The organism is Moorena sp. SIO4E2, from assembly GCF_010671945.1.
GTDB lineage: Bacteria > Cyanobacteriota > Cyanobacteriia > Cyanobacteriales > Coleofasciculaceae > Moorena > Moorena producens.
In genome coordinates this window covers 1-10,884 of sequence record NZ_JAAHIE010000234.1, presented here as the reverse complement: position 1 = coordinate 10,884, position 10,884 = coordinate 1, and the positions used below count along the sequence as shown (strand labels likewise).

The following is a 10,884-nucleotide window of genomic DNA, read 5'->3' as shown; positions in this document are numbered from 1 at the left end:
GATTTTCGGGTGGTAAGGTCGGGAGCAACTGTTGACAGTTAACGGTTAACACTGAACAGTGAAAAAAACTATACACCTTACATCTTCTTTGATTAACACTGAAAAGTAAACCAAACTGTACAGGTCACATCGTCATTAACGTCTTATCAACACCAAAAACTAATGATTCGTTACCGACAAAAGAAAATTAGCATTTTGTTTGGGAGTCTCTTAATCCTTGGGACATGCTGGTTACCTGTCCAAGCTCAACAAAGCACTAATGCACCCAATCAGAAAGCAGTTACAACTGCAGATCCAACTATTCCGATTGAGGAGCTAGAGCTAATGCTCAAGCCCTTGACATTAGATGAGCTGGAGGGTGAAGCTAAAGGGTGGATGTTCTTGCTTAAAACTAAAGTTAAAGAACTCAGCGATGCGGAAATTGCTGTCAAGCGCAAAAATCGAGAGCTTCAACAATCTAAGGAAGCTGTTGATGCCCTAGAAGAGGCCAAAGAAGCTCTTGAGGAAGCCAAAGACACTAAAGAAAAAATCGAGACTGAGGGAGCACCATCAGGTTCCGTTGAAGCTTTAGACGCAGCTGTTGAAGCACAGGAAGCTCTCGAAAAAGCTCAGAAGTCAGTAGAAGAAGCGGTCAAAGAAGAAGAAAAGACCCAGCAGGATAAAACCTTGCAGGGGGCAATTGATAAAGCAGTTGAAGGTACGGAAGAGGATAAAAATAAAGCCAAAACCTCAGACGATGAAGTTGCTAAGGTTCAAGAGCAGATTGGGACAATTAGCAACAAAGTCGTTACGGATGAACAACAGCAGAAAAAGACTGAACAGGGACTGGAAAAAGCTCAAGAAAAGATAGAAGAAGCGGTCGAGGCCAAGACCGAAGTTAAAAAGCAAGTACTGGTCAACCTCACGAAACTGCGGGATGAACGGGCTGGTTTGAGCGAACGCTTTGAGGTGGTACTTGAAGAGCTGGAAACTAAAGGTGGTGATGTCGAGTTGTACAAAAAATACGTCAATGCCATCAGTGGGATTAAGGTTGACGTAACCGACACTCAAGGAACCTGGATTACCATTGTTGGCTGGCTCCAGTCTAAAGAAGGAGGTCAGCGCTGGGCCAATAACATTGGCAAATGTCTAGGAATCATTGCTGGCTTTAGCATCCTCTCGGTGATCTTAAGTACAGTCCTCGAGAAATCTTTGGGGATGTTCCCGAATATCTCAGTTATGCTGGGTCAGTTCTTGGTTACTCTAACCCGCCAAGGATTATTTGTGGTGGGTATTCTTGTAGGGATTACTGCCCTAGAGGTCAGTATTGGACCACTGATCGCTATGATTGGAGCTGCTGGTTTTGTGGTAGCGTTTGCGTTCCAAAGTACCCTCGGTAACTTGGCCAATGGGTTAATGATTTTACTCTATAAACCTTTCGATGTGGGGGATATCATTGAAGTAGCTGGGGTAAAAGGAAAGGTTCAAGATGTCAACTTAATTTGCACTACCATCAAGACTTCTCAAAATAAAATTATTATTGTGCCGAACAACTCAGTCTGGGGTAACGTTATCGAGAATGAAACCATTAGCCCCGTCCGCGCTATCTTTATTACAGTTAGGATCAGCTACGCCAATAGTATTACTGAAGCGATCCAAGTTCTTAAGGATATTGCCAACTCCCATCCTTTAGTATTGGAAGACCCTGGACCTTGGATTGATACCGGTGAATTGGCTGAATATGCTGTTAACATTTGGTTTATGGTATATACTAAAAGAGAGGATTACTGGACAGCCTATTGTGACCTCAGACAAATTATCAAAGAAAGATTTGAAGAAGAGGGAATTGTGATTCCACTGCCGAGCCAGGAAATATACATTAGCGAAACTATGGCTAAGGAAGAGGGCAGTATGGCAAAAAGGTTTAAAGACATGACGTTATCCTAGCTATACCCTTAGGAAAGTTGTACAACTGGCACAGAACGTACCGATAGTTTGCAGCAAAGCTTCTAGCATAACCAATAAAGTTACCACCGGAGAATTTTCAATGCTCAAGACTGACTCTGGTAAAAATCCACTATTGGCTTTGCTACTGCTAGTTCCTGCTGGGAGTATCGGTATAGCAATGGCACTATATATTGCTCCAGGATCATTAGGGCAGGCAATATTCTCATTTTGCAAAGTCTGGTTACTAGCACTGCCTCTTGCTTGGTTTTTCTGGGTGGATCGTGGCAAGTTACGTTTATCCTTGCCGAAGGGACAGGAGTTGTTGACTGGAACTATTTTGGGACTGGTGATGTTTGGGATCATCCTTGGGGCTTATTGGCTTTTTGGTCAGCACTGGATTGATCAGACGGATGTTCAAAGTCAAGCCCAAGAAGCTGGCATAACTAGTGCATACATTTATGTACTCGGGGCGATGTATTGGACTTTTATTAATGCCTTCCTGGAAGAGTATATCTGGCGTTGGTTTGTCTGGAGCAAGTGCCAGATTCTCATCCCCGGACTTGGGTCAGTATTGCTTTGTGCATTGCTGTTTACCCTCCATCACATTATTGCTTTAACCTTTTATACCCAGGATTGGCTGGTGGTCATACTTGGCTCATTAGGGGTGTTCATGGCTGGAGCGGTATGGTCGTGGTGCTATCTAACCTACCGTTCAATCTGGTCTGGTTATGTTAGTCATGTTCTTGCAGATTTAGCGATCGCATTTGTCGGTTGGCAACTCCTATTCGGGTAGCTAAGCTGTTGACTCAGGATAATTATATAGCGTATTTTAAGCTAGTAAGGTACATTTGTTGGCTTTTAGGGAGCAGGGAGCAGGGAGCAGGGAGCATAAATTAGTAAAGTCCGAAGAGGAAAAAGGTAAAATTTTTTGTACCTCATGATGCTAAAAACCGCTATAGCACTACGCCTTCAGATGTTTGACATTACTAAACTCCGAAACTTAGTCATAGCTTACTTCTGACTTCTGACTTCTGACTTCTGACTTCTGACTTCTGCTATATCGCGTACCAGAGGTACAGGTTTCTTGAATTTCAACGGCATACAATCCTGGTAAACCGGCTTCCTCAAGTCGCTCAAAAACCCACTTGGCGATCGCTTCACTACTAGGATTCTCCAAGCCGGTTGTCTCATTGAGGTAATAATGATCCAAAAAGTTATCCAACAGAGGCTTGAGATAGGTCTTGATATCTCCATAGTCCATTATCATCCCCTGTTTGGAACCCTCCTCAATTAGTTGATTACCTTTGACATATACTCGCCCCACCCAGCTATGGCCATGTAACCGACTACATTTGCCGTCATGATGGGGAAGGCGATGAGCAGCTTCAAACCGAAACTCCTTGTAGATTAACCATTCTTCCATCATTAATAATTAAGAATTTAGAATTTAGAATTTAGAATTTAGAATGAAAAATTTAGAATGAAAAATTTAGAATTGAGAATTAATAATTAAGAATTTATCTTACACTTCTTCTAGAAAAAACTCTATTGAGTTGAAACTAACTATAAGAGGTTATCTAGACAAATATAACAGATAACAGTCTAACCTAGAGCCGATCGATCTTGGTTTTTATGATAAATTAAGATTGGTTTTAATGATTGATTTGGAAATCATAATCAAGTTTTAATACAGCCATAAACGATTACCAAAGTTGCTGATATCTATCGCCATTTTAAACATAGCATGAAGTACCATAAAAGCCATGCATCCCTACTCCCTACTCCCTACTCCCTACTCCCTACTCCCTACTGTCTTTGCTATACCATAAACGAAGGAAGCAAGGGGAGTTGATATCACTGATGACTAAGATGCGAACAGAAACCGATAGCATGGGGGAAATCGAAGTTCCTGCTAATCGGTATTGGGGCGCTCAAACTCAGCGATCGCTAAAATATTTCTCGATTGGACAAGACTTTATCCCTCCGGAAGTCATAACAGCGATGGCTATTCTGAAAAAAGCGGCTGCTCTGACTAACTGTGAACTGGGTAAACTACCAGAGGATAAAGCTAAGTTAATCATTGACGCAGCAACTGAGGTCATCGAAGGCCAGCTAGACGGTAACTTCCCTCTCCGTGTTTGGATGACTGGTAGTGGTACCCAGTGCAACATGAACGTGAACGAGGTGATTGCTAATCGTGCTATTGAACTAGCTGGGGGGGTGATGGGTAGCAAAAAACCCATTCATCCCAATGACCACGTCAATATGTCCCAATCTTCTAATGATACCTTTCCCACGGCCATGCACATCGCGTCAGCGGTAGCGCTTCATGAGCGACTGATGCCCAAGGTCAAGAAAATGCGGGATGCTCTAGAGGAGAAAGCGAAAGCATGGGATAATATAGCAAAAATTGGGCGCACTCACCTTCAAGATGCTGTACCGTTAACCTTGGGTCAAGAGTTTTCCGGTTACGTTGCCCAGCTAGATGCTAATTTAGCACGGATAGACTCTGTGCTTCCTGGTTTATACGAGTTGGCGATTGGTGGAACCGCTGTCGGGACTGGGTTAAATGCTGGCAAGGGGTTTGCTGAAAAGGCTGCTGAGCATATTGCTAAGTTGACTGGCTTGCCCTTTGTGTCTGCTCCTAACAAGTTTGCGGCTCTAGCAGCTCATGATGACATGGTTATGGCTAGCGGTGCCCTGAAAACCCTAGGGTGCTCGTTATTGAAGATTGCTAATGATATCCGTTTCCTAGGGTGTGGACCACGGTGCGGATTTGCGGAACTGAAACTGCCATCCAATGAGCCAGGGTCTTCGATTATGCCAGGGAAAGTTAATCCGACCCAGTGCGAAGCGATGACTATGGCAGCTACTCAGGTGATGGGCTACGATAGTGCGATCGCATTTGCTGGTGCTCAGGGGCACTTTGAGTTGAACACCTTTAAGCCGATGATTGTGTTCAACTTGCTCCAATCTGTCCATCTACTAGCTGACAGCTGCAATAATTTCACAGACTTCCTGCTGAAGGGACTGGAACCGAATCGAGAGAAAATCCAGTATTTCCTGGAACAGTCCCTGATGCTAGTCACTGCTTTGAGTCCAATCATCGGTTACGACAAAGCTGCAGAAGTGGCGCACCATGCTTCTGAGAAGAACCTTACCCTCAAAGCAGCTTGCCTAGAATTAGGCTATGTTTCTGCTACTGAGTTTGACCAGATTGTTGATCCTTACAGGATGGCTTATCCTTTTGATTAGCTTTTTAGGGAGTAGGGAGTAGGGAGTAGGGAGTAGGGAGTAGGGGGAAGAGTGTGGGGAGAGGGGGGAGATTTGTAAATGCTATATTGAGCAATTCCCAATGTCTGTGAAACCTTTGAGTATAAACTGATAAGGAAATGTGTAAGTATTCAGCTATCAGCTCTCAGCTATCAGCTCTCAGCTTTTGAATAAGCGATGCAGAGGTGCCACCCGTGGCGAATTTAATTCGACGACTGTAAGCGCACCTAAGCGGTCTTGGGGGTTTCCCCCACTCGCGCTTTGCATCAAGACAACAAGTAAGCATTGGAATAATGCTGAGTGAAGTCCCAGCGTCGTTCGCACAGCGTGGCCATTCGCGTAGCGTGGCCGAAAGGCCAAGGCCAAAGCCTGTGCCAAAAAGCTGTTAGCGTAGCGTGAGCCTAATGCTGACGGCTGACGGCTGTTCGCGTAGCGTGAGCTTTTAGCTCACGGCTGAATGCTTACGATAATATTAGCAATTTTAAAATGTTTGATTTTAATATCCTATGTGATTTCTCCCGTAACCATTGTGTAGCGATCTGTGCCATTTTAGTTCCTGCTAACTTGCTGCTGACCTTGCAAACCATCATCTTTACTGTGATTGGTTATCCCCAAGTTCAGGTGCGGAAAGCTGCTTTAGTTGCGTGCATCCCAGCTTTTGCAATGCTATTCCATGTGTATAGTTGGTTGATGATTGGAGTAGTGATGGCTCCCACCTACATTCTGTTTACTTTAGCAGCTGTCTGCTTAAGTATTAATTTTTGGGCAATAAACTATTATAGTAGATTAGTTTATTCGAGAGAATAGGGAATCGGGAATCGGGAATCGGGAATCGGGAATCGGGAATCGGGAATCGGGAACAGTGCGTAGGGTGCGTTAGGGGCGGACTTGCCCTCATCTTCAACCTTGTAGCCAGCGTTGAGATAGTCCGCCCCGTAACGCACCACTAAGGCAAGAGGCAAGAGGCAAGAGGCAAGAGGCAAAAAATTGGAGTGGTACACAGCTAGTGATTTTAGCTCCCGAAACCTTACGGTGCGCGTTCCCTAGCGCTTTGAAAAAGCGCGGGGTCGCACCGCTACCAGACCTGGGCTAAACCACTACATCTTTATCACTAACCGACTCCCAATTCCCGATTCCCGACTCCCGACTCCCGACTCCCGACTCCCGACTCCCGACTCCCGACTCCCGACTCCCTACTCCCGACTCCCTACTCCCCATCTGGTTCATCTTTACCGTTCATTTGTTGGTTACGGTTCGAGCCATTCCATCGTAAGGATGCTGTTAAATCATCATCGATGTGGAAAATAGCTTGTACGGGTCCGTAGCGTTCTTGAATTCCTCCCTGAATCCGTTCAGCAATCAGGGAAATGACTCCTGAAAACTCTGGATGCACTACCAAATGCATTTCAACATACATGAAGCGTCCTACAACACCCCGGCACTGAATTTGATCACAGCGAGTGACACCTCCAACTTGATGGGCTATGTGAGCGATCGCTTCTGGATCAATGGGATTTTGTTTGACTAGCAGGGGCAATTGCCAGTTGATAACTTGCCAACAATTTGCCCCGGCAAAGAGCACCAGCACACTACTCAACAGTGGATCCAGCCATAGGAAACCTTGGGAAACGCCCCAAAGCCCACCGAGTACTAGTATAGTTAAGCCCACATCCTGAAGCATTTGAGCCGCCTGAAAGCGTAGGGTAGGACTCCTGACCACTCTAGCTTGGTAAACCATCAGGCAAGACCAACCAAGGCTCATGGCTAATACTGCTCCCAACAGCTGTACTAAGGGTAAACTGAGCCGGACACCAATAGTTAAGGTTCCTCCCTGAATCAGGGTTAGTAACTGCTGAGAGGACAGTAAGCACAAATTTCCCCCAGCAAAGCCGAAAAAGGCAATTAGCACAAAGGTAATCACCGTTTCCCGTTTACCATGACCATAGACTGACAGATCTGGCGAATTGTCATAGGTAGTGATCATCAGCAAATTGACAAGGGTATTAAAGCAAATTAATAGGGTGAACAGAGATTCCCCCATCAGACTGAGCGATTGGGTAGCCCAAGCTGCTGACACCTTGACTGATAAAACAAACAAGCTGAGCCAGAGGGTAATGAATAAGACCAGACGACTAGTCTGATCGCGGTTTGGTCCTTCGGTCATGGCCTGAAGGTAACAGATGTCGATTACCTTCACATTATCTTGGATTACCCTATTATTTATTTGGGCATCAGGCAATTATGCCATTTTATGGCAGTTCTTAATGGTTTTGGGGAGTGGGGAGTGGGGAGTGGGGTGTGGGGTGTGGGGTGTGGGGCTGTTTCATTCTCACTACAGACCTCTAGCTCACGAAACCGCTTTAATCCCACTCCCAAAGACTCCAAACGCGCTTGTTTTTTGCGATCGCGTTCTTGTGCTTCGGGACTATCATGGGAAGAACCAGGGCAAACGCATCTAAATTTTTTTGACAAATCACTCTTTATGTGAATCTCTGCTCTATGGGCGTTTGCCTAGCCTGGCCTACGGCCAATCGCCACAAAGACAAGAGCGATCGCTAACCAGCTTATTACTTACAATAGACTTCGCGGCAGTTGTCAGGAGATAGGAGACAGGAGACAGAAAACAGTAACAATAATTGACGAAAACAGTATCAAAAAAATCCTTTTGCAAGAGGTCTACTATACGGTCTAGTTTGATGTCCTGGTGGTCAGACATATTAGTTATTTAAAATAATAGTCATTAATGGTTAAGCAGCACAAATATAGCAATTCTTATTTGAGTGAGGTACAAAGTCCTAGGTTTTAGGGAGCAGGGAGCAGGGAGCAGGGAGCAAGTAAGAGGGAAGAGGTAAAAAATTATGTGTACCTCATAGCTATGAGAAACGCTATAAAATGTCAGTTTAATCCGTCCCTATCAAAATTTTGGATCTGCTTGAATTTTTGAACCATTCAAATGCTTTTCGTTCCCTGAATTATGGGGATTCGATGCGTTTGCCCTGCCGAACCTCCTTTTTCCACAAAGTCCTAGATGTGCCCTATCAATTATTCCTATGCTCTACCAAAAATAAGGTTTTATATTGCTTTGTCTCCTCATCCCAATGTTTAATGGGTTTGATCATGGTATCTTTTCTTCCTTCCCAAAGCGTATTTCCACTCGAATAGTCAAGAAACTTCTGATTCCGATTAGCTTGAGCCCATTTCTCCGATCCTTCCCATATAAACTCTAACGTTGATTTAATCACTTTGATGTGTGCCTGAACCAATGTATCAAGCATGTTGTCATCATCAATGAATGTGAATTCTGGCATGAATGGCATACGCTTGAATTTTTCTAACTGATTGGTCACTTTATGTAGACGGTCTTTGTAGATATTTAAGATGGAGGTTTCAAAGCCATCTATTTGTGGATTATGTAGCTTATGGAGTCTATTAGCATTGTCGTTAGACAATAATAACAGTACATCTGCCAGGTGTCCTTTGAACCACACGTTCAAGAGATCCTTAAGTCCAGAGTGGTACTCGCACCAATAATATTGTTTCGCATCATCATCAGGCTGCCTAACAAAGTGCCTCTGCTCCATAGCTGCAGCATTTTTCTCATAATCTCCTAGCGTCTGTTTTTTTAGCTGCTGTTGTTCACTAAGACTACCAAGGGCACCAGTAAGTGTTTTCTGAGCGATGATAAATAGGACAGCATCTAATTCAGAGAGTTCTTCTATGTTGAACGTTTGATTGGACGATTTACCCAAATTTTTAGACCATTTCAACTCATTTCCCTGCTGAAAATGGGTGTAAGACGGCAGATAAACAATGGTTTTATCCTGAGGTTCCACCTGAATCTTGAATTCATAAAACAAATCAAAAATTACGCCACCCCAAAACCAGGTCGTTGCCCAGCGTTCTACCTTGTCCCATTGAAGCGTTTCGTTAATCTCCTCTGAAGTTTGGTTATTTTGTAGAAGGTCTGCCAATCGTCTTAGGTTAGCGTTGCTTTTCAGAATTTTGCGAGAGATCAGGTATTTTACGTACTCTGTCACCCCCATTGGGATTGATGTTTGCGTGCTGTATCCTTCCGGCCAATCCTTGGTACTAGTACTTAAAACGGTTTGGTTTAGCTCATTTTTCCATGCTTGATTAGCATCATCCTTGAAAGCAATATTCTTTAGGCGTACTTCGGCAGCTGCAATATTGATCCCATCGTCAATGTTGTTGACACTTATGTTGAGCATGATATTGTTAAAAATTGTGAAATCCCAATTTTCTGAGTTCTTAATCCAGCTACCTTCACTAGGTTGACTACCAGTGGCTGTTTCGTAAAAAGAATTCATCTGAGATACGATATTCTTTCCATAGGACGACCACCAATTTGCGAAGGTAAGTGGGTCTTTCACCGAGTCCTTGAGATATTGGGCAAGGGAATTTCTGAATTCGGTAGCTTGTTTTACATTTTGAAAAATGATGGGTGGTGTTACCAACTCCAACACATCTCCTGAGTCGGTTTCAATCTTGAGGGGAATTTCGTTGTCGTCCTCAAACCCATGGCCATTAAGCTGAATGCTGGCTATTACAACATGGGTATAGCGCAGGATAGTGTTGTCGTGGGTGCAGAACTCGATCTCAAATCCGTAGGTATTCTCGTTTGTAGTTACAGTAGGCATGGTAGTAGTAATATGTTATCGACCAATCATAAATCAGTTGTGAGATGGGGTTACCTTCCTTACTCGGTTTGAACCCCAAGCTGTCTCATGAATCATTCCTGATTGCTATAAATCCGTTGATATTGAATTAATCATTCCCCACCAATTCATCGATGGCAGTAAATTTTGGATTAGCTTGATCTAATAGGCTGTTATTAGATGAACCTAGAAGACCTTCGGTTTGATCATAAAGTTGTAAAGCTTTAATGACAGGACTATCGCCTTCATCTGTAAAGGTAGGCTCATAAGGTGTGGCATTGTCTTTAGGGACGAACTGCAAAAAGTAGCCAATGACTTGTGGACCAGGAATACGGATATAGTAATATTCGCCATGAGAGCCATGAAATACAGACTCGGAAGAATTTTTACTTGATGAAGCACTAGCAACAGAAAAGCAAAGAAAACCACCTCCAGCAGCACTTGAACTCTCGACCACTGATTTTGCACTTCTACTACTTGTCTCAGTAAGTTTCACTCTGATAGTGATATCTTTCGCAATCGCCATAGCTACGGGAAAAGCTGGCATAATATAATTTCTGGTCTCCTTTTGACCGATACCCTCGCTCTCATATTGAGTTATTTTTTGTATATCTGTTGGAGACATATTCCTAATTTGCTCTATGTTCAAGCCTGGAGATACTTGTAGATCAGCCAGCCGGTAAAATGCATGAGACATCTTAAAAATTTGCGGATTGAACCAACCACCGCGATCAAAAGATACTTTAGCAACTCGAAAACCTATTTCTATCTCTTGATTAAAGAACTTACTAGACTGCTCTGATTTAGCACTAGATGAACTAGAATGACCACCGGCAGAACCAAACCATAGGCTGACACCCCAACTCAAACTTTCTGCTTCTTGTTCTGCCGATTGTTGCTCTTCTTGTGTTGAATCAAGAATCTTGAGTGTAATATCTTGAAACATTGCACTGATTTCAGCCTCTTCTTCAGTTTGAGGCGTTGATAGTAGGGGCAAGAAATGCCCCTA

At 43.7% G+C, this 10,884-nt stretch carries 13 protein-coding genes; 4 read left to right on the top strand and 9 right to left on the bottom strand.

Features of this window, described 5'->3' with window-relative positions; all coding sequences use genetic code 11:
* Window positions 1-162: 162 nt before the first annotated feature.
* Together F6K37_RS21800 and F6K37_RS21795 are read left to right on the top strand one after the other, a co-directional pair.
* Window positions 163-1,926: a mechanosensitive ion channel domain-containing protein gene (locus tag F6K37_RS21800; protein WP_287252108.1), complete on the top strand. Its 1,764-nt coding sequence runs from the start codon at window positions 163-165 to the stop codon at window positions 1,924-1,926.
* A gap of 100 nt (window positions 1,927-2,026) precedes the next feature.
* Window positions 2,027-2,719: a CPBP family intramembrane glutamic endopeptidase gene (locus F6K37_RS21795; RefSeq protein WP_008184641.1), complete on the top strand. Its 693-nt coding sequence runs from the start codon at window positions 2,027-2,029 to the stop codon at window positions 2,717-2,719.
* 207 nt (window positions 2,720-2,926) lie between these two features.
* Here F6K37_RS21795 and queD read toward each other — a convergent pair whose 3' ends face one another.
* The gene (gene queD / locus F6K37_RS21790; protein WP_353838330.1) at window positions 2,927-3,349 is read right to left on the bottom strand and encodes a 6-carboxytetrahydropterin synthase QueD; all 423 of its coding nucleotides are present in this window, start codon (window positions 3,347-3,349) and stop codon (window positions 2,927-2,929) included.
* A gap of 437 nt (window positions 3,350-3,786) precedes the next feature.
* On the opposite strand from queD, the gene fumC reads away from it, so the two are divergent.
* Complete coding sequence (gene fumC / locus F6K37_RS21785; RefSeq protein WP_287252105.1) at window positions 3,787-5,181, top strand: class II fumarate hydratase; 1,395 nt, start codon at window positions 3,787-3,789, stop codon at window positions 5,179-5,181.
* Window positions 5,182-5,358: 177 nt separating this feature from the next.
* Here fumC and F6K37_RS21780 read toward each other — a convergent pair whose 3' ends face one another.
* Window positions 5,359-5,577: a hypothetical protein gene (locus F6K37_RS21780; protein WP_287252103.1), complete on the bottom strand. Its 219-nt coding sequence runs from the start codon at window positions 5,575-5,577 to the stop codon at window positions 5,359-5,361.
* A 108-nt stretch (window positions 5,578-5,685) separates the two neighbouring features.
* On the opposite strand from F6K37_RS21780, the gene F6K37_RS21775 reads away from it, so the two are divergent.
* Window positions 5,686-6,006, top strand: a complete 321-nt coding sequence (locus F6K37_RS21775) for a hypothetical protein (RefSeq protein WP_008184649.1) — start codon at window positions 5,686-5,688, stop codon at window positions 6,004-6,006.
* Here the strand turns inward: F6K37_RS21775 and F6K37_RS21770 are convergent.
* From F6K37_RS21770 to F6K37_RS21740, 7 genes are all read right to left on the bottom strand, one after another.
* Window positions 5,991-6,200 carry a hypothetical protein gene (locus F6K37_RS21770; RefSeq protein WP_287252102.1) on the bottom strand — a complete coding sequence of 70 codons (210 nt, stop codon included), beginning with the start codon at window positions 6,198-6,200 and terminating at the stop codon, window positions 5,991-5,993. The genes F6K37_RS21775 and F6K37_RS21770 overlap by 16 nt on opposite strands.
* A gap of 88 nt (window positions 6,201-6,288) precedes the next feature.
* Window positions 6,289-6,426: a hypothetical protein gene (locus tag F6K37_RS21765; protein WP_287252100.1), complete on the bottom strand. Its 138-nt coding sequence runs from the start codon at window positions 6,424-6,426 to the stop codon at window positions 6,289-6,291.
* Window positions 6,407-7,438 carry a cation diffusion facilitator family transporter gene (locus F6K37_RS21760; protein WP_287252099.1) on the bottom strand — a complete coding sequence of 344 codons (1,032 nt, stop codon included), beginning with the start codon at window positions 7,436-7,438 and terminating at the stop codon, window positions 6,407-6,409. The genes F6K37_RS21765 and F6K37_RS21760 overlap by 20 nt, the downstream gene beginning before the upstream one ends.
* Window positions 7,420-7,671 (bottom strand): putative endonuclease domain-containing protein, encoded by a 252-nt coding sequence (locus F6K37_RS21755; RefSeq protein WP_287252098.1) that lies wholly within the window; start codon window positions 7,669-7,671, stop codon window positions 7,420-7,422. Before F6K37_RS21755 ends, F6K37_RS21760 begins: the two co-directional genes overlap by 19 nt.
* 49 nt (window positions 7,672-7,720) lie before the next feature.
* On the bottom strand, window positions 7,721-7,915 hold the full coding sequence (locus F6K37_RS21750) for a hypothetical protein (RefSeq protein ID WP_287252096.1): 195 nt from the start codon (window positions 7,913-7,915) through the stop codon (window positions 7,721-7,723).
* A gap of 322 nt (window positions 7,916-8,237) precedes the next feature.
* Window positions 8,238-9,857, bottom strand: coding sequence for a hypothetical protein (locus tag F6K37_RS21745; protein ID WP_287252094.1), 1,620 nt, complete (start codon window positions 9,855-9,857; stop codon window positions 8,238-8,240).
* 127 nt (window positions 9,858-9,984) lie between these two features.
* Window positions 9,985-10,872 carry a hypothetical protein gene (locus tag F6K37_RS21740; RefSeq protein WP_287252092.1) on the bottom strand — a complete coding sequence of 296 codons (888 nt, stop codon included), beginning with the start codon at window positions 10,870-10,872 and terminating at the stop codon, window positions 9,985-9,987.
* Window positions 10,873-10,884 lie beyond the last annotated feature (12 nt).

What these genes read in the sequence shown, in the direction of transcription:
- fumC (WP_287252105.1), top strand. Translation starts at nt 3,787, where the DNA reads ATGACTAAGATGCGAACAGAAACCGATAGCATGGGGGAAATCGAAGTT.
- queD (WP_353838330.1), bottom strand. Translation starts at nt 3,349, where the DNA reads ATGGAAGAATGGTTAATCTACAAGGAGTTTCGGTTTGAAGCTGCTCAT.
- F6K37_RS21745 (WP_287252094.1), bottom strand. Translation starts at nt 9,857, where the DNA reads ATGCCTACTGTAACTACAAACGAGAATACCTACGGATTTGAGATCGAG.
- F6K37_RS21765 (WP_287252100.1), bottom strand. Translation starts at nt 6,426, where the DNA reads ATGAACCAGATGGGGAGTAGGGAGTCGGGAGTAGGGAGTCGGGAGTCG.
- F6K37_RS21795 (WP_008184641.1), top strand. Translation starts at nt 2,027, where the DNA reads ATGCTCAAGACTGACTCTGGTAAAAATCCACTATTGGCTTTGCTACTG.
- F6K37_RS21800 (WP_287252108.1), top strand. Translation starts at nt 163, where the DNA reads ATGATTCGTTACCGACAAAAGAAAATTAGCATTTTGTTTGGGAGTCTC.
- F6K37_RS21775 (WP_008184649.1), top strand. Translation starts at nt 5,686, where the DNA reads ATGTTTGATTTTAATATCCTATGTGATTTCTCCCGTAACCATTGTGTA.
- F6K37_RS21750 (WP_287252096.1), bottom strand. Translation starts at nt 7,915, where the DNA reads ATGTCTGACCACCAGGACATCAAACTAGACCGTATAGTAGACCTCTTG.